A 17,813-nucleotide genomic window follows, 5' to 3' on the forward strand; every position below is an offset into this window, starting at 1 on the left:
TGGGCTGTCAGGCGCGGTTGGATGAAGCGGCGAACTGGGACATACGGGCATCGACGGCGAAGTCCTCGGCAGTACGGGAAGCCATCTCGGCGTACTCGGCATAACGACGCTCCACCTGGCGCTGACCCAGATCCAGCATACGTTCGGCCTCCTCCGGGTGGGCCTTGGCCAGCATCCGGTAACGCAGCTCCAGCTTGGTGTACTCCCGCCACGTCTTGTCGGGCTTGGAGGAGTCGAGCAGGAACGGGTTGCGTCCCTCATCGGCCAACACCGGGTTGTACCTCATCAGCGGCCAGTGTCCACAGTGGACGGCCTTGTACTGCTGATCGAGGCCGTTGCGCAGGTCGTAGCCGTGGGCGATGCAGTGGCTGTAGGCGATGACGAGACTCGGGCCCGGGTAGGCCTCCGCCTCGCGGAAGGCCCGCAGGGTCTGCTGCGGATCGGCTCCCAGAGCGACGCGAGCCACGTACACCGATCCATAGGCGATGGCCTGCATGGCCATGTCCTTCTTGGCGGTCGGCTTGCCGGCGGACGCGAACTTCGCGACGGCACCCAGCGGGGTCGACTTCGACGCCTGGCCACCGGTGTTGGAGTACACCTCGGTGTCGAGAACCAGAACGTTGACGTCGCGTCCGGAGGCGAGCACGTGGTCAACGCCGCCCGAACCGATGTCGTAGGCCCAACCGTCACCACCAATGATCCACACCGAGCGACGCAGTAGGTGATCGGCGACGCTCATGAGGTCGCGCACCGCCGGGGTCTGTTCCATGTCGGAGAGCTTGTCCTGCAGCTGCTTGACCCGACGCTGCTGACGCTGCAGGTCGTGCTCGGTGAGCTGTGGGGCGTGCAGCAGGTCGTCGACGAACTCAGGGTCGAGCTGGTCGGAGACCTCTTGGAGCCGACGCCTGGCCAGGTCGGTCTGGACGTTGGCGGCCATCCGCATGCCCAGGCCGAACTCGGCGTTGTCCTCGAACAGGGAGTTCGACCATGCCGGGCCACGGCCCTGGGCGTTCTTGCCCCACGGGGTCGTCGGCAGGTTACCGCCGTAGATGGAGGAACAGCCGGTGGCGTTGGCCACCTCGGCGCGGTCGCCGAAGAGCTGGGTGATGAGCTTGACGTACGGCGTCTCGCCACAACCCGAGCAGGCTCCGGAGAACTCGAAGAGCGGCTGTAGGAACTGGGTGCCTCGCACGGTGGCGAAGTCGACACGGGAGCGGTCGTTGACCGGGATGGTCTCGAAGAACCTCACGTTCTCGCGCTGGACCGTCTTGTCGAGATGCTCCTCGAGGTTGATAGCCTTGCGGTCGGGCTCGCTCACCGGGTGGGCCGGGCAGGCCTCGACGCACAGGCCGCAGCCGGTGCACTGGTCGGGGACGATTTGCAGGGTGTAACGGGACTCCGGTAGACCCGCGGCGTTGAGCTCGGCGGACTGGAAGGACTCCGGGGCTCCCTCGAGTTGGGACTGTGAGCAGTACTTGGCGCGGATGACGCCGTGCGGGCAGACGAAGGCGCAGTTACCGCACTGGATACAGGCCTCGGGCTCCCAGGTCGCGATGACGTCGGACAGCGTCCTCTGCTCGTACTTGGTGGTTCCTGCGGGGTAGGTGCCGTCGTCGGGCAAGGCCGAGACAGGCAGCAGGTCGCCGAATCCCTCGATCATGCGGGCGGTGACGTTCTTGACGAACTCCGGGGAGTCCTCGCGCACGGCCGGGATGAGGCTGTGGTTGGCGGTCATCCGCTCAGGCACCTTGACCTGGTGCAGATGCTCCAGGGAGGCGTCGACGGCAGCGTGGTTCATCTCGACGATCTGCTGAGACTTCTTGCCGTAGGTCTTCTGGATCGAGTCCTTGATCTTGGCGATCGCCTCGTCCTTGGGCAGCACACCCGAGATCGCGAAGAAGCAGGTCTGCAGGATGGTGTTGGTGCGGTTGCGCAGACCGACCTTGCGGGCCACGGACAGGGCGTCGATGGTCCACAGGTCGAGGTGCTTCTCGAGGACCTGACGCTGCATGGTGTCAGGCAGCTTGTCCCACACCTCGTCGGCGTCATAGGGGGAGTTCAGCAGGACGGTGGTGCCCTCGCGAGCCATCGTCAGGACGTCGATGGACTCCAGGATTCCCCAAGCGTGGATACCGATGAATCCGGCCTGGCTGATGAGGTAAGGGGCCTCGACCGGGTCGGGTCCGAAGCGCAGGTGGGAGGTCGTCTTCGATCCGGACTTCTTGGAGTCGTAGACGAAGTAGCCCTGGGCGTAGGTGTTGGGGTCCGAGCCGAGAATCTTGATGGTGTTCTTGTTTGCGCCGACGGTGCCGTCAGAACCCATGCCGTAGAAGACGGCACGGATGGTCTTGGGATCCTCGATGTCGAGGGGCTCCCAGGGCAGGGACAGGCCGGTGACGTCGTCCTCGATGCCGATGGTGAAGCGGGGACGCGGCCGCTCCAGCTCCAGCTCGGCGGCGATGCCGGCGACCATGCCGGGGGTGAACTCCTTCGAAGAGATGCCGTAGCGCCCGCCCGAGACGATCGGCATGTTGTTGCGGGTGCCACGGGAGTGGGCCTCGGACAGGGCGGCCAGCACGTCGAGGAAGAGGGGCTCGCCGTTGGAGCCGGGTTCCTTGGTGCGGTCCAGGACGGCGACGGTGCGGGCCGTCTCCGGGATGGCCCTGACGATCTCGGCGGCCGGGAGGGGACGGAACAGGTGCAGCTCGACGAGGCCGAGCTTGTGCCCCTGGGCGTTGAGACGGTTGATGGCGTGCTCGATGGTGCGGGCACCGGAGCCCATGCAGACCATGACCTCGGTGGCCTCGGGATCGCCGTGGTACTCGACGAGGTGGTACTGGCGACCGACGACCTGGGCGAACTCGTCCATGAGGGACTGGACGATGCCCGGCACGCTCTCGTAGTACTTGTTCGCGGCCTCGCGGGCCTGGAAGTGGGTGTCGGGGTTCTGGGCGGTGCCACGGATGAACGGGTGGGCCGGGGACAGGGCGCGCTCCCGGTGGGCGTGGACAAGGTCGTCAGTGATGAAGTGACGAATGTCGTCGTCCGACAGCATCTCGAGGACGTTGAGCTCGTGGGAGGTGCGGAAGCCCTCGAAGAAGTGCATGAAGGGCACCCGGGAGTGCATCGTCGCGGCTTGGGCGATGAGGGCCAGGTCGTGGCATTCCTGTACCGTCGAGGAGCATAGCATGGCGAATCCGGTCTGACGACAAGCCATGACGTCCTGGTGATCACCGAAGATCGACAGGCCTTGGGCAGCCAGCGACCGGGCGGCCACGTGGAAGACCGTGCTGGTGAGCTCACCGGCGATCTTGTACATGTTCGGGATCATGAGGAGCAGGCCCTGGGAGGCCGTGAAGGTGGTGCTCAGGGCGCCACCCTGCAGAGCGCCGTGCATGGCGCCGGCGGCGCCACCCTCGGACTGCATCTCCATGACGGTGGGGGTGTCGCCCCAGATGTTCTTCCGTCCAGCGGCGGACCACTCGTCGGCGGTCTCGGCCATCGGGGAGGACGGGGTGATGGGGTAGATCGAGCACAGCTCGTTGCAGCGATAGGCGACCGAGGCGGCGGCGGTGTTGCCGTCGGCAATGGTGCGGACGCGGGAGTCGGAGCTAGTTGCCATGGTCAGTCCTCCTTCTCAGTTCTCGGAGTCGACGGTGAACTTCATCGAAGCTGACCGTTGTGGATTGGGTTCAGGACGCACTGCCCATCCGGGGGTGGGGTTGCCGGACCCCTGCACGGTTGTCGGATCGGTGCCTTCGGGGATCATCTCGATGGCATGGACCGGGCACTGGTCAAAGCAGGTGGCGCATCCAGTGCATTTGTCGTAGTCGAATTCGTAGCGGTGGCCCTTGCCGAGCTTGATGATGGCGTCCTCGGGACAGGAGCCGTAGCAGCCGTCACACTCGAAGCAGTTTCCGCAGGACAGGCATCGTCCGGCTTCGAAGTGGGCCTGCTCGTCGTCGAGACCGCCGACGACCTCGTCGAATCCGACACGCTGGGTCGGGTCGAGCTCGGGCTGGTGACGACGCAGGTGGTCACCGAAGTACCACAGGTTGAGGTCGTTGAAACCGACCGTGGTGTTCTTGGGGGCCGGATAGCCGGACTCGCGGTTGAGCCACAGATGGATCTGGCGGGCGGCACGCTTGCCGTGGCCGACACCGATCGTCACGGTGCGCTCGGAGGGGACGGTGTCGCCACCGGCGAAGATACCGGGAACATCGGTCATGAGGGTCGAGGGGTTGACGTCGACGACGTCGTTGCGGAATCGCATGCCGGGCATCTTGTGCAGGAAGCCGGTGTCGGCGTCCTGTCCGACGGCCAGGATGACGGTGTCGGCCTCGAGCTTCTCGTAACGTCCGGTGCCGCGCGGCTTGCCGTTCTCGTCGAGTTCCATGACCTCGACTGTCAGGTCGTCACCGACGTCGGTGATGGTGCGCAGCCAGTTCATCTGGACGCCCTCGCGCTCCGCCTCCTCACGCTCCTCGGCGTGGGCCGGCATCTGCTCGGCGGTGCGGCGGTAGACGACGATGGACTCCTCGGCACCCAGTCGCTTGGCCACCCGAGCGGCGTCCATGGCGGTGTTGCCGCCACCGTAGACGGCCACGCGACGACCGATGAGGGGCTTCTCGCCAGCGGCGACGTTGTGCAGGAAGCTGACTGCGTCGACCATGCGGGAGGCATCCACGGTCGGGATGTCGACGCGCTTGGACAGGTGGGCACCGATGGCCACGAAGACGGCGTCGAAGCGTCCCTTCGCCTTCTCCTCCATGAGGTCGTTGACGGGGTGATTGAGGACGATCTTGATGCCGAGATCGGTGAGACGCTCGATCTCGGCATCCAGGACCTCGCGGGGTAGCCGGTATTCCGGGATGCCGTAGCGCATCATGCCGCCGACCTTGTCGCCGGCGTCGTGAATCTCGACGTCGTGGCCGAGCATGGCCAGGTGGTAGGCGGCGGACAGGCCGGCGGGGCCGGCTCCGATGATGAGGACGCGGTGTCCGGAGGCATCGACGGGCTTGATGAACTTCCAGCCCTTCTCGATGGCGAGGTCGCCGAGGTAACGCTCGACGGAGTGAATGGACACGGCGCCGTCGAGGTCGGCGCGGTTGCAGGCCACCTCGCAGGGGTGGTAGCAGACACGACCGTGGATGGCAGGGAAGGGGTTGTCGGCAGTGAGCTGACGCCATGCCTTCTCCTCCTCATGGGCCTTGATGAGACGCAACCATTCCTGGATGTTCTCGCCCGCCGGGCAACCGGCATTACAGGGAGGGAGCATGTCGAGGTAGACGGGTCTGCGGGTGCGGGTCGGGGTAACGCGACCTGTCGTGCGGGCGAGGTCAGGACGTGCGGCGATGTCCTGGTTCTCCCTGATGACGTACCCGTTCTGGTCGTCGGTGACGGTCGTGTCACTCGTCGTGGTCTCGGCGCTCATACCTGGCTCTTCCTGTTGGAAATGCGGCATTTTGGATCGTGAATGTGGGGTTCACAAGCGAACCTGCAATCGATGTTAGACCACGTATGAAAGGTCGTGCACGGCAGGGTATGAGGAATGAGATTTGGTGCAGGAATGTTTTCCTAAACCTTGGGGCAATGACGTAATAACGCACGTTTGGCGTATCGAAAATTGATGGTGTTCACGCTCTGCAGTGCTCGGTGTGGTGTTCCCGACGAGGTTGGCTGGGTGGTGGGTGAACGGTGCAAGACTGGGGGCATGATCGTTGCCTTCAGTCTTGTACCCAGCGGTGGCCGAGCTTCGCGGGAGGACGGTGGGGTCTCCGATGCCGTGGCTGCTGCCGTCCGCGTCGTCCACGATTCCGGTTTGCCCAACCACACCTCGTCCATGTTCACCGAGATCGAGGGCTCGTGGGACGAGGTCATGGGCGTCGTCAAGGAAGCTACCGAAGCGGTTGCCCAGTACGGCACTAGAGTGTCGCTGGTGCTCAAGGCCGACATCCGCCCGGGACGCACTGGGGAGATGGACGCCAAGCTCGAGCGCCTGCAGGCTCAGCTCGACAAGCAGCAGGGCTGAGGACACTTGCCGGGTGGGACTGGCTTGGCGTCAGTCCCGTCCGAGCAGCAGGGTCTCGTAGGCGTTGCGAATGTGCGCCTCGGTGACCTCGGCCGCCCGAACCGGGTCGCCGTTCTCGATCGCGGTGAGCATCTCCTCGTGGTCGCAGACGAGGCCGTCACGCCAGTTGTCCCACCCGATGAGGGAATGCTCTGCCTCCAGGATGGGCAGGTGCACCGCTTCGCGGATGGCCATCGTCAGGTTGCTCATGAGGCGGTTGTCCCCAGCCTCGGCGAGGGCGACGTGGAAAGCGGTGTCGAGGGCGTTGAAGGAATCCGGCTGCATGGCGTCGTGCATTTGCCCGAGCAGGTCGGTGGCTCGTGCCAGCGGTCCGGGGGCGCGGACTTTTGCTGCCGCAGCGCAGGCCGCCATCTCCAGGGCCACGCGGGTTTCGGTGAGGTCGGCGAAGGAGACGACGTCGAGGGCCAGTTGCAGACGAAGGATGCGGCCCATGGCGTCGGAGGGGTGGGCGTCGACGCGGGTTCCGTTGCCTCGGCCGGTGCCTGAGGTCAGAATTCCCAGGGCCTCCAGGGCTCGAATGGCTTCCCGGACGGCTCCCCGACTGACGCCCAGAGAGGCGGCGAGTTCGCGCTCCGGGGGCAGGCGCGAACCATTGACCCAGGTCCCGGTGAGGATCTCGTCATCGATGTGATGCATGACGACCGAGAATCCGCGGGATCTCGTATCAGTGTCAGAGCCTGATTCTGGGTGCGACTCTGACACCCAGTGTCCGGGATGTGCGCCTGGCTGGCTGGCGTCCGCGTCGCGGGTCTGTGTCATGGCTGAGATCCTCATCGGTGAGTCGCTTCATTGTCACCGAACATGCATGGTATGCCCAACAACTTTGTGAAGCGGGTTGAGTACATGAAAGGGCCCTGAAAAGGGTCCAAAATTAGGCAACCCTCATTTGTTGCACAGATGGTTGATCGTCCGTTCGCCAATTGAACGGGAGTTCTTGACGTTTGTAAGTAATGGTCCTACCGTACTATTGGTCGGACCAAGTCGGCCCGACCTTGCCGACGGTTCGCCGACCGGAGGCAATGGTTGAACAACGGAGTTCTTCGATGGTTCTTCTCCAGACCTTCACCCCATCGGCCAACCCGCTGGGGTCGCAGTGGCTCTCGGCCCTCCTTGCCGTGCTGCCGGTGCTGGCCATGCTCATCACTCTTGGTGCGCTGCGCTGGAAGGCGCATCTGGCTGGCCTCTTCTCGTGGGGCGTCGCCCTCATCGTGGCAATCACCGCATTCCACATGCCGATCGGTATGGCAATCTCCTCGAGTGCTCAGGGATTCCTCTACGGTCTGTTCCCGATCTCGTGGATTCTGCTGGGCGCCATCTGGATGTACCAGGTGACGGTCATCTCCGGTCGTTTCGACGACCTGCGCCGCACCTTCTTCCTCATCAGTGACGATCCGCGCGTCCTCGGCATCCTCATCGCCTTCTGCTTCGGCGGTCTGCTCGAGGCCCTTGCTGGATTCGGCGCCCCGGTCGCCATCGCGGCTGCCATGTTGATCGCCATTGGCTTTGGCAAGCTTCGCGGTGCCGTCACCGCCCTGGTCGCCAACACCGTCCCGGTGGCCTTCGGTGCCGTCGGTCTGCCGGTGCTCATGGCTGCCAAGACCGGCGGCTTGGACGTCTCGATGGTTGCCCCGGTGTCCGCCCGTATCTGCGCGGTTCTCTGCCTCGTCGTCCCCTTCCTCATGCTGGCCATCATGGACGGCCGCAAGGGTGTGCGTGAGTGCTGGCCCTTTGGCCTGTTCGTCGGCATCGTCTTCGGCGTCACTAAGATCATCGTCGGTGGCACCCCGGTCTATAACCTGACCGAGATCTTCGCCGCAGTCGTCACCGTCGCCCTCTCTCTGCTCTTCCTCAAGGCCTGGAAGCCGAAGGGTGGCCGCGAGGCCGCCGAGCGCATCGGCATCCCGATGGACCCGGCCGTCGAGACCGAGCCCGTGGAGGCTCAGGAGGTAGACACCTCCGACCTCACCGGCAACCGCATCTTCATGGCTCTGGTGCCCTACATCCTCGTCATCGTGGTCTTCGGCATCGCCGCCATCCCGGCCGTCAAGGAGGGCCTCAAGACTGCCGACACCAAGATGGCCTGGCCTGGCCTGTCCGGCCTCATGACCACTGGTGGCAAGGCATCGGCCCACCAGTCCTACACCTGGCAGTGGCTGTCCCAGCCGGGCTTCCTGCTGGCCGTCGTCGCTATCCTCGTCGGCCTTATCTACAAGGTGTCCCTCTCCGACGTCTTCAAGGAGCTGTGGGTCAACACCAAGAAGATGAAGTTCTCGATGCTGACCATCGGCCTGGTCGTCGCCCTCGCCTATGTCATGGGTGACTCCGGCCAGACCCTGGCCCTCGGTATGTTCATTGCTGGCGCTGGAGCGCTCTATCCGTTCCTCGCCCCCATCCTTGGCTGGATCGGCACCTACGTCACCGGATCTGACACCTCCGCCAACATCCTGTTCTCCGGCCTGCAGAGCAGCGTCGGTCAGCAGATCGGCGCCGGCTCTCACCTCGGTGTCGAGGGCATGCGTCACCTGCTGGTCGGTGCCGGTGCCTCCGGTGGTGTCGTCGGTAAGATGATCTCCCCGCAGTCGCTGACCATCGCGGCCACCGCGATCGGCCTGGCTGGCGGCGAGTCGGTCATCCTGCGCAAGGTCTTCAAGTTCTCGATCATCCTGCTCGTCCTGATGTGCATCATCGTCGGCCTCATGTCGACCCCGGTGCTCGGATGGATGGTCCCCTGATTCTGCTGACGGTTGACACCGCCTGGCATCCGTTCATCCTCAATGGAGGTCACCATGACAACCACTACGAGCCCTGGTACCAGGGCTGCCTCGCCCGGCTTGCCGGGGGCGGGCATCACCGTCGGGCTGTTCATCACGTGCATCAATGACGTGATGTTCCCCCAGACTGGCGTGGCCGTCACCACCCTGCTGGAACGTCTGGGCTGCAAGGTCGAGTTCCCGCGGGAGCAGACCTGCTGCGGCCAGATGACGACCAACACCGGTTACTTCGACGAGGGCATTCCCACCGTCCGTCAGTATGTGCGGGCCTTCGGGGATTACGACTACGTGGTCGCCCCGTCGGGATCCTGTGTCGCTGCCGTCCGCGACCAGCACCCGATGCTCGCCGAGCACGCCGGCGACTCCGGACTGCTCAAGGAGGTCGAGCACACCAGCCAGACCACCTACGACCTGCCGGAGTTCCTCGTCGACATCCTCGGGGTCACCGACGTCGGCGCGTACTTCCCGCACCGAGTGACGTACCACCCGTCCTGCCACGGCAAGCGTCTGCTCAAGCTGGGAGATCGTCCCTACCAGCTGCTCAAGAACGTCCGCGGCATGACCCTGGTCGACCTGCCGATGGCCGAGCAGTGCTGCGGGTTCGGGGGAACCTTCTGCATCAAGAACCCCGACATGAGCGCGGCAATGGCCAGCGACAAGGCTCGCCACGTTCGTGAGACGGAGGCTGAGTACGTCGTCGCCGGCGACAACTCCTGCCTCATGAACATCGGTGGTGTGCTGTCCCGTCAGAACTCGGGCGTGAAGCCGATTCACATCGCCGAAATCCTCGCCAACACTGAGGAGGACTGACCCATGAGCACCGAACTACGTCGCGTCACCTACGGAAATCACGGTGTCGCCCGGCTGACCCCGGCCCCCGACAAGCCCGGTACGTACATGGGTATGCCGAAGTTCTCGAAGGCCGCCAAGAATGAGCTGAATCTGTCGGTGCAGCGCAAGAACATGCGCAATGCCACCACGACGATTCGCAACAAGCGCGCCCTGCGCGTCTCCGAGTCCCCGGACTGGGAGGATCTGCGCAACGCCGCGGAGGCCATCAAGAACCGTGTCGGCCGTCACCTGGATCATTACCTGATCGAGGCTGAGAAGAACCTCACCGCCAACGGCGTCCACGTCCACTGGGCCCGTGACGGCGAGGAGGCCAACCGCATCGTCGCCCAGATCGCCAAGGAGAAGGGGGTCGACGAGGTCGTCAAGATCAAGTCGATCACCACCCAGGAGACCGACCTCAACGAGTACCTCGAGGAGCAGGGCATTGCGACCTGGGAAACTGACCTGGCCGAGCTCATCGTGCAGCTCGGACATGACCGTCCCTCCCACATCGTGGTGCCGGCCATTCACCGCAATCGTGCCGAGGTCCGCGAGATCTTCCTCCATGAGATGAAGAACTACGGTCGTCCAGCACCCGAGGACATCTCGGAAAACCCGCCGGAGCTGGCCAACGCTGCTCGTCTGCACCTGCGCGAGAAGTTCCTGCGTGCCGAGATGGCGGTTTCGGGCGGCAACTTCGTCCTTGCCGACACCGGTTCGCTGGTGATCGTCGAGTCCGAGGGCAACGGCCGTATGTGCCTGACCCTGCCCGACACCCTGGTGTCCGTCGTCGGCATCGAGAAGGTGTTGCCGAGTTTCGACGACCTCGAGGTCTTCCTCAAGCTGCTGCCGCGCTCGGCCACCGGTGAGCGGATGAACCCGTACAACTCGGTGTGGAGCGGCGTGACCGAGGGTGACGGTCCGCAGGAGCAGCATGTCATCTTCCTCGACAACGGCCGTACCAACGTCCTGGCCGACACCCTCGGCCGTGAGGTGCTGCGGTGCATCCGTTGCGCCTCCTGCATCAACATCTGCCCGGTGTACGAGCGGGCCGGCGGTCACGCCTACGGCTCGGTCTACCCCGGACCGATCGGTGCGGTGCTCAACCCGCAGCTGCGTGGCGTCGAACACCCGGTTGATCGTGGTCTGCCGTACGCCTGTTCCCTGTGCGGCGCCTGCAACGAGGTCTGCCCGGTGAAGATTCCCTTCACCGACATCCTCCTCGAGCTGCGCAACAAGGTCGTCAAGTCCGAAAAGGCCGACAAGGTCCCGCAGGACTACGAGGTTGCCGGCGAGATGGGGCTTATGAAGACCGCGTCGTGGGCGTTCAGTGACTACAAGCACTTCGAGGCTATCCAGGTCGGCTCGCGCGGCGTGGGACGTGTCCTGCGCGGAAAGAAGATGGGACCGGTTCCGGTGCCGGTGGCCGAGCGGTGGCTGAAGTACCGCGACGTCGATGCGCCGCCGACCGACACGTTCCGTACCTGGTGGAAGAAGAACAGGGAGGAAAAGCGATGACCACCATCAGCACTGATCCGGTGGCGCGTACCGAGATCCTTGCCCGGATTCGTCGCGCCAGCTCGGACATCACCAATTCCGACCCGGTCGCTGATGTGCCGGTCGAGTGGGAGTACGGCACCGGCATCGAGATGGACGACGTCGTCGGAACCTTCGTCGAGAAGGTTATCGACTACAAGGCCACCGTCGTGCGGGTTCAGGGGGCTGACGTTCCCAAGGCCGTCGTTGAGGGGCTCAAGGTCACCGGCGCCGAGCACAGCGCCGTCGTGCCGGTTGGGCTGGACGAATCCTGGGTCGAGGCGATCAAGGGAGCCGGTATCGACGCCCGCGTCGACGAGCCCCAGTTGTCCAAGGAGGAGCTCAACGACACCGACGCCGTCGTCACCGCCTCGGCGGCTGGAATCGCCGACACCGGTTCGATCGTCCTGACTCACGTCGAGGACCAGGGACGTCGGGCCATTACCCTCGTTCCGGACCGCCACGTGTGTGTCATCAAGGCCAGCCAGGTCGTCTCCGACGTCCCGGAGGCCATACAGATCGTCAAGCCCGCGGTTCACGATGGTCACCCGTTGACCTTCATCTCTGGTGGCTCGGCGACCTCCGACATTGAGTTGGCACGTGTCGATGGCGTGCATGGGCCCCGTCAGCTCTACGTCATCGTCGTGGACGATCAGTGATTCGGACCCTGGCGTGATGAGGCACGCCAGGTAGTTCACACGCGTCCAGGCCAGGCGGTCCCGGTTTGACCGGGGCCGCCTGGTTGTGTGTCGGCGTGTGGTGATGCGGGTTCTGCGTGCCGGTGGTGCCATCTCTCGTGGCACGGGTCCGTGTCAGGAGCGCGAATACCACACGGGGGTGGGAGCAGGGCAGGGCCGTGGGGTGGGGGCGTATTGCGTGCGGGGCTGGCGGGAGGTGCTTGCGTCAATGAGAGTCCGAGCTTCTACTACGTGCGGTGGCAACATGAATGGCCCCTGACGCGAGGCCGATCACAGCGAACGGGATGTAGATCCACCAGTGCGTGCCGTGGGTGAGCGCATCGGTGATTTTGACGACGATGAAACCGGCGACAAGCCAGCCGACCAAGGCCAGGAAGGCGTTGCGCAAAGAGTGTTGAGACATGGTGATGAATATCCTTAGACTAGAATAGGCAGCCGCTGACAGTGTCACCAACGCGGACCCAGCCGTGTGCGTCGGAGCGGTACCAAGCCCAGCCAGCTCCCGCAGCACAGAGCACAATGGCCCCCGGTCCGACCTTCTTCGCGAGGAACTTCCCCGCTTTGAGTCCCTTTGGGGCCATTACCTTGACGCCTGACCAACTCTTGCCAACGACCCATCCAGCTTTCGAGCCAAGCCACTTGGCTGCGCTGGCGACCTTCGATCCGCCATGCTTGATTGCGGACCAGATTTCCGACCACGATGGGTCGGCGACGATTGGATAGGTGTAGCCACCGCTTCTGTGATCAACGACCTGGGTGAGCTTATTACCATGGATCTCGTAATGCGTTGGCACAGGCCGGCCGATTGCGTCGCGAGCCCATGCACGCTCGACGTGCCCAACTTGAACGAGTTCGTCGTTCGAATCCGCATAAAACAGATCAGCGCCGCCATGCCCGTCGCTGCTGATCCGAGTGATGTCGTGGAAGGTGTAGGAGAACGTTTGAGGAGCGCTCTCAGTCAGGAGGATTGAGTGGACTGCTGCTTCACCTTCAGCAGGGCTGGTGATAGCTAGTGTAAAGTTATCCGATCTGGCACCGTCGCCGAGAGTTGCGACTGTGCTATCGCTGCTCCTTGTGACGGTGCTGGAGGACCCGGGTAGGGAAACTGAGAAAGACTCATTGTTTGAGAAGTGAGTAATTGAATTACCGCTGTTAGAGGCACGAACTTCAGTACGTTCGGTGTCCTGAGCTGTTGATGTAGTCGTAGGACTATCACTAACGAACTCTCGGTATGTTGTTGGTGCGACACTGGCGGAGGCGGCTGCACTGCGGGTGAGTGCTGCACTGTCGTCTGCACTGAGGGAGGTTGTGGAATGTGCAGAGGCAGGTGCGGCTGTTGCGAGGAGGCAGACAGTAGTGAGATAGACGAAGGGGATCTGAAGAGAGGGCCGTATGGACGACATAGCCGAAATCATAACGTGGAGGGTGTCACAATTAAGTAACGACTATGTAGATTCCAGATTTAGTCTCATTTGTGCTGAAGGTCGCCACTGCAGCTGATTCGTGAGGCTGAGTGACGTTCGTCGTTGGCGGTCCCTGGCGAGTTTGCTGTGTAAGTTAGCCCACGTCCCACACCCGATCGCACCGGGCCATGACAGCGGGGTCGTGGGTGATGACAAGTTTGGCGGCTTTGGGGGTGGACGCCCACAGGTCATCCATGATGGCGGTGGCCGTCTCGACGTCGAGGTGCTCACTCGGTTCGTCGAGGATGAGGACATCATGGGCCGAAGGGTCTTCGGATGTGTCGTGGTTGACGAGCACCCTAGCCAAGGCGAGCCTTTGTGCCTCGCCACCGGACAAGGTTCCGCCGTCTTCGGCCACGACCCTTTCCGGCGGGATGGTCAATCCGGCTCGGCCCAAGGCCGTGACGACCTCCGACTCGGTGGCGTCCCTGCACCCGATGCGCACGTTCTCGCTGATCGAGGTCGCGAAGACATGAGCGTTCTGGGCTAGGTATCGCACCCGTCCGGTCGTCGTCACGGAACCGGCCAGCGGCGGGATGAGTCCCATGATGGTTGCGGCGAGGGTCGTCTTGCCGATACCCGACCGCCCGACGACGGCCACCGACTCCCCGGCAGCAACCGTCAGATTCACATCGGACAGCACGGGGTGGGCACCCGGCCACCCGACCGTCAATCCGTCGATGACGAGGGAGGGCTCCTCCTCAGATGCCCCGGCGGTGGGGGAGTCTCCTGTCCCGACTTGCGGGGCATCCAACACCTCGACGACCCGCAGTAGTGCTGCCTTGGCCCGGGTGTGGGTCTGGGCAGCTCCGGTGAAGGCACCGAACACCTCGTGGAGGGCCAGCGGGGTCAGGACCAGCACAGCCAGCGTCCGTCCCCCAATCCGGCCGTCCGCAACCGCATTGCCACCGATCCACAGAGCGGAGACGACGGCCAGACCGGCTGCCAGGATCTGTCCGGCCGTGCCGAGCCCGCGTCCCCAGGCTGTCTTGCGCTCTGCCGCTCGCAGCCGGGAGTCGACCTCCAATACATCGGCCAGGATCGCGTCCTGGGCTCCGTAAGCCACCAGATCAGGGGCGCAATGGGCCAACTCGCGAGTGCGGTCGGCCAACTGACCACGCAGCGGCACCAAGGAGGAGTCGGCAGCCCGGGACAGGCGTTGGGTGATCGCCGGCATGACGACGGCCGCCAGTAGGGCCGACAGCAGTAGGACCGCAGCCGAAGCCAATGAGAACCGGGCCAGCAGGACCGTCGTGCCAATGATGACGAGGCTTGACGCGCACGCCGGCACGATCACTCGCACGACCATGTCCAACACCGCGTCGACGTCGGCAGTAACCCGCACTAGCAGGTCACCCCGGCGACGTCCCAGCAGGGTGGTGCGCGACAGCCGGTCGTAGACCCGCATCCGTAGCGCCCCCTGCATCCGTAGGGCTAGGTCATGGCCGATGAGACGTTCGGCGTAGCGGAACACTCCTCGGGAGATACCGAAGAACCGCACCCCGACAGCCGCGGCCTCCAGATACAGCACTGGCGGCATCTCCGCGGCCCGTGACAGCAACCATGCCGAGACACCCATGAGGGCCACCGATGCGCCCGATGCGCAAGCGGCGAGCACGGTGGAGAGCACGAGCAACCAACGGCCGCGCGGGACGTCCTTGAGGAGAGTCGTGAGTAGTTGGATGGTTCGCGTGCTCATGCGGCCACCTCCGCCGAGAGCTCGACGACCGTGTCAGCTGCCTCGATGACGTTGCGACGATGGGTCACGACGAGCACTGACGCTCCCGAGGCTCGCACCGCGTCAAGGACCGTGGCCTCGGTGGTGGCATCGAGACCTGCGGTTGGCTCGTCGAGGACTAGCAAACCGGCCCCGGCCTGTTCGACTCTGACCAGGGCACGTGCCAGGGCGACGCGACGTCGCTCGCCGGCCGACAAACCCTCGGCGTCGTCGTCAACCCGCTTGTCCAGCGGGATGGACACGGCACCACAACGATTCAGGGCATCGCGAAGCACGGCGTCGGGGGCTTCTGGGTATCCCAGCTGTACATTCTGCGCCACCGTCCCGGCCATCATTGCGGGAGCCTGGGGCACATAGGCCAACTGACGACGCCACGCCTGCCAGACGGACTCGTTGGCTCCGACCAATTCCACATCGCCACACCGGATCGACCCGGAATCGGGGTCGATGAATCCCAACAGGCATGACAGGGCGGTCGTCTTGCCACCACCGGAGTGTCCGACCAGGGCGACGAGGTTCCCTGGATCAATCCGCAGGGACAACCCATCCGGCGCTGGGCGATCGGCGCCCTCGTAGGTGTGAGTCAACCCACTGACGACCACCGGAACATCCCTCGGTGAGGGCATGTCGACGTCGCCGTCGTAATCCATCGGTCGTCCCGACTCGATGAGACCGAAGGACACCTCGGCAGCGGCCATCCCGTCGGCGGCGTCGTGGAAGAGGGCGCCCACCTGCCGCACCGGCAGGAAGACCTCGGGGGCGAGGATGAGGATGAACAGGGAGGTGTGCAGATCCATGCCACCGGCAGCCACCCGGAAACCGACGGTGACGGCCACCAAGGCCACCGACAGGGTCGCCAGCAACTCGAGGGCGAAGGAGGACAGGAAGCTGATGCGCAGGGTGCGCATCGTCTCGTCGCGGTTGGCCGCCTCGGTGCGGCGCAGGCCCTCGAGCTGGGCGCGAGCCCGTCCGAAGACCTGCAGGGTGGGCAGGCCGGCGACCAGGTCGGCGAAGTGGTTGGCGAGTCGGGTGGCGACCTTGAACCGTTTCGCCACGGCCGCCTCAGTGCGCCAACCGATGAGGGCCATGAAGAGGGGGATGAGGGGGATCGTCACGACGACGATGATCAGGCTCTTGATGTCCTGAAAGCCGATTGCGGTGGCCAACACCACCGGAACGATGACGGCCAGCACGAGCTGCGGCAGATACTTCGAGTAGTACCCGTCCAGGGCGTCAAGACCCGTCGTCACCAGATTGATGAGGGTTCCCGACGGCATCGTCGCATCGGTGGGACGCGACAATCTGGCGCTCAGGATGTCGCGTCGCAATTGCGACTTGACTGACGCTGAAGCTCGATGAGCCAGGGATTCTTGCAGCCAGGCGAGGCAAGCTCGACCACAGAACACCGCGGCGAGCAGCCCGCACCACATCGCCACGCCGTCGAGATGATGGGTGGCGAAGACCGACGAGACACCACGGGACAGCAACCAGGCCTGTGCGAGGATGAGCACGGCCGTGGCCACGCCCACCACGCACAGACCTGCGAGGAAGGGAAGAGTGGCCCGCGCCCGGCGAACCAGGCGCGGGTCGAGCGGAGCCGCCACGGATCAGGCGGCCACCGCAGTGTCCGGAATGGCCTCGCGGGTGAGGCGCTTGCGGAACACCCAGTAGCTCCAGATCTGGTAGGCCAGCACGATCGGCACGAAGATGCAGGCGCTGATCGTCATGATCTTCAGGGTGTACGGCGTCGACGAGGCGATCCACATGTCGAAGGGGATCCCCGACGGGCGATAGCCGAGATTGCCGTACATGGCGATCATGGAGGCAACGATCATGAGGGCGATACCCAGACCGGTGCACAGGAAGGCCAAGCCCTCGCGTCCCTTGGCGACGACGGTCGAACCGGCAGCCAGCAGCACGACGACGAGCAGGCCGAGGATCCAGGTCAGCACCTGGCGTCCGTCGTTGGTGACGTACATGATGTTGAACATCAGGGCCCACACCAGAGCAACGGCGGTCGCGATCCACCCCAGCTTGGCCGAAGTCTTGCGAGCCCGGTCGTGCATGTCACCCAGCGTCTTGAGGGCGACGAAGTTGGCCCCGTGGGCGCAGAAAAGCACCACGAACAGGATGCCGCCGATGAGGGCGAACGGGGTGAACAGGCCCCAGAAGGAGGTTGTCACCAGCGGGGCGACGCCACCGTCAGGAGTCGGGTGCGGACCGACGGCCAGGCCGCGGACGAAGTTCGCGAAGCCGACGCCGAGCACCAAGGTGGGCAGGAAGGATCCGATGGTGGCCATCCAGTCAAAGGTGTTGCGCCACTTCGAGGACGGGTGCTTCGAGCGGTACTCGAAGGAGACACCACGGATGATGAGGCCGAGCAGCACCAGCAGCAGCGGCAGGTAGAGGCCGGAGAACATCGTCGCGTACCAGCCGGGGAAAGCCGCGAAGGTGGCACCACCAGCGGTGAGTAGCCACACCTCGTTGCCGTCCCAGGTCGGGCCGATGGTGTTGACCATGAGGCGACGGTCCTTGTCGTCACGTCCCATGAAGGGAAGCAGCATGGCGACACCGAAGTCGAAGCCTTCGAGGAAGAAGAATCCAACCCACAGGACGGTGATCAGGATGAACCAGACGATCGTCAGGGGCGAATGAGCAGCAGTTTCAAGCACAGGAAGCATGTCG

The 17,813-nt window shown here is 64.3% G+C and carries 13 protein-coding genes; 5 read left to right on the plus strand and 8 right to left on the minus strand.

Annotated features, from left to right (window positions below; translation table 11 throughout):
• Nucleotides 1–7 precede the first annotated feature (7 nt).
• Nucleotides 8–3,622, minus strand: coding sequence for a pyruvate:ferredoxin (flavodoxin) oxidoreductase (gene nifJ / locus AC6I1W_RS03505; RefSeq protein ID WP_270237152.1), 3,615 nt, complete (start codon nt 3,620–3,622; stop codon nt 8–10).
• Between the two features lie 15 nt (nt 3,623–3,637).
• Nucleotides 3,638–5,464: an NAD(P)-binding protein gene (locus AC6I1W_RS03510; RefSeq protein WP_270237149.1), complete on the minus strand. Its 1,827-nt coding sequence runs from the start codon at nt 5,462–5,464 to the stop codon at nt 3,638–3,640.
• Nucleotides 5,465–5,713: 249 nt separating this feature from the next.
• Between AC6I1W_RS03510 and AC6I1W_RS03515 the strand changes: the two genes are divergently transcribed.
• On the plus strand, nt 5,714–6,031 hold the full coding sequence (locus AC6I1W_RS03515; protein WP_270237146.1) for a thiamine-binding protein: 318 nt from the start codon (nt 5,714–5,716) through the stop codon (nt 6,029–6,031).
• 30 nt (nt 6,032–6,061) lie between these two features.
• On the opposite strand, the gene AC6I1W_RS03520 is transcribed toward AC6I1W_RS03515, so the two are convergent.
• A complete protein-coding gene (locus AC6I1W_RS03520) occupies nt 6,062–6,727 on the minus strand; it encodes a FadR/GntR family transcriptional regulator (protein WP_270237202.1) in 666 nt (221 codons plus the stop codon).
• A gap of 407 nt (nt 6,728–7,134) precedes the next feature.
• Between AC6I1W_RS03520 and AC6I1W_RS03525 the strand changes: the two genes are divergently transcribed.
• From AC6I1W_RS03525 to AC6I1W_RS03540, 4 genes are read left to right on the plus strand one after another with little or no spacing between them, the layout of a single operon-like run.
• Nucleotides 7,135–8,823, plus strand: a complete 1,689-nt coding sequence (locus AC6I1W_RS03525) for an L-lactate permease (protein WP_063279454.1) — start codon at nt 7,135–7,137, stop codon at nt 8,821–8,823.
• A gap of 42 nt (nt 8,824–8,865) precedes the next feature.
• On the plus strand, nt 8,866–9,672 hold the full coding sequence (locus AC6I1W_RS03530) for a (Fe-S)-binding protein (protein WP_065673011.1): 807 nt from the start codon (nt 8,866–8,868) through the stop codon (nt 9,670–9,672).
• Nucleotides 9,673–9,675: 3 nt separating this feature from the next.
• Nucleotides 9,676–11,211 carry a LutB/LldF family L-lactate oxidation iron-sulfur protein gene (locus AC6I1W_RS03535; protein ID WP_063279456.1) on the plus strand — a complete coding sequence of 512 codons (1,536 nt, stop codon included), beginning with the start codon at nt 9,676–9,678 and terminating at the stop codon, nt 11,209–11,211.
• The gene (locus AC6I1W_RS03540; protein WP_117188181.1) at nt 11,208–11,888 is read left to right on the plus strand and encodes a LutC/YkgG family protein; all 681 of its coding nucleotides are present in this window, start codon (nt 11,208–11,210) and stop codon (nt 11,886–11,888) included. Before AC6I1W_RS03535 ends, AC6I1W_RS03540 begins: the two co-directional genes overlap by 4 nt.
• 244 nt (nt 11,889–12,132) lie before the next feature.
• Here the strand turns inward: AC6I1W_RS03540 and AC6I1W_RS03545 are convergent, their stop codons facing one another.
• The 5 genes from AC6I1W_RS03545 to cydB form a co-directional block, all read right to left on the minus strand.
• Nucleotides 12,133–12,330: a hypothetical protein gene (locus tag AC6I1W_RS03545; protein ID WP_270237142.1), complete on the minus strand. Its 198-nt coding sequence runs from the start codon at nt 12,328–12,330 to the stop codon at nt 12,133–12,135.
• A gap of 19 nt (nt 12,331–12,349) precedes the next feature.
• A complete protein-coding gene (locus tag AC6I1W_RS03550) occupies nt 12,350–12,721 on the minus strand; it encodes an MFS transporter (RefSeq protein WP_333490140.1) in 372 nt (123 codons plus the stop codon).
• Nucleotides 12,722–13,484: 763 nt separating this feature from the next.
• Complete coding sequence (cydC, locus tag AC6I1W_RS03555; protein WP_493536900.1) at nt 13,485–15,089, minus strand: thiol reductant ABC exporter subunit CydC; 1,605 nt, start codon at nt 15,087–15,089, stop codon at nt 13,485–13,487.
• On the minus strand, nt 15,086–16,660 hold the full coding sequence (gene cydD / locus AC6I1W_RS03560) for a thiol reductant ABC exporter subunit CydD (protein ID WP_065673014.1): 1,575 nt from the start codon (nt 16,658–16,660) through the stop codon (nt 15,086–15,088). The genes cydC and cydD overlap by 4 nt, the downstream gene beginning before the upstream one ends.
• A gap of 75 nt (nt 16,661–16,735) precedes the next feature.
• Nucleotides 16,736–17,809: a cytochrome d ubiquinol oxidase subunit II gene (gene cydB / locus AC6I1W_RS03565; RefSeq protein WP_063279460.1), complete on the minus strand. Its 1,074-nt coding sequence runs from the start codon at nt 17,807–17,809 to the stop codon at nt 16,736–16,738.
• Nucleotides 17,810–17,813 lie beyond the last annotated feature (4 nt).

The organism is Cutibacterium sp. KB22876 (assembly GCF_059728865.1).

Bases quoted from the DNA above. Each gene is read 5' to 3' on its own strand.
- nifJ (WP_270237152.1), bottom strand. From the start codon at position 3,622: ATGGCAACTAGCTCCGACTCCCGCGTCCGCACCATTGCCGACGGCAAC.
- AC6I1W_RS03510 (WP_270237149.1), bottom strand. From the start codon at position 5,464: ATGCCGCATTTCCAACAGGAAGAGCCAGGTATGAGCGCCGAGACCACG.
- AC6I1W_RS03515 (WP_270237146.1), top strand. From the start codon at position 5,714: ATGATCGTTGCCTTCAGTCTTGTACCCAGCGGTGGCCGAGCTTCGCGG.
- AC6I1W_RS03520 (WP_270237202.1), bottom strand. From the start codon at position 6,727: ATGCATCACATCGATGACGAGATCCTCACCGGGACCTGGGTCAATGGT.
- AC6I1W_RS03525 (WP_063279454.1), top strand. From the start codon at position 7,135: ATGGTTCTTCTCCAGACCTTCACCCCATCGGCCAACCCGCTGGGGTCG.
- AC6I1W_RS03530 (WP_065673011.1), top strand. From the start codon at position 8,866: ATGGAGGTCACCATGACAACCACTACGAGCCCTGGTACCAGGGCTGCC.
- AC6I1W_RS03535 (WP_063279456.1), top strand. From the start codon at position 9,676: ATGAGCACCGAACTACGTCGCGTCACCTACGGAAATCACGGTGTCGCC.
- AC6I1W_RS03540 (WP_117188181.1), top strand. From the start codon at position 11,208: ATGACCACCATCAGCACTGATCCGGTGGCGCGTACCGAGATCCTTGCC.
- AC6I1W_RS03545 (WP_270237142.1), bottom strand. From the start codon at position 12,330: ATGTCTCAACACTCTTTGCGCAACGCCTTCCTGGCCTTGGTCGGCTGG.
- cydC (WP_493536900.1), bottom strand. From the start codon at position 15,089: ATGAGCACGCGAACCATCCAACTACTCACGACTCTCCTCAAGGACGTC.
- cydB (WP_063279460.1), bottom strand. From the start codon at position 17,809: ATGCTTCCTGTGCTTGAAACTGCTGCTCATTCGCCCCTGACGATCGTC.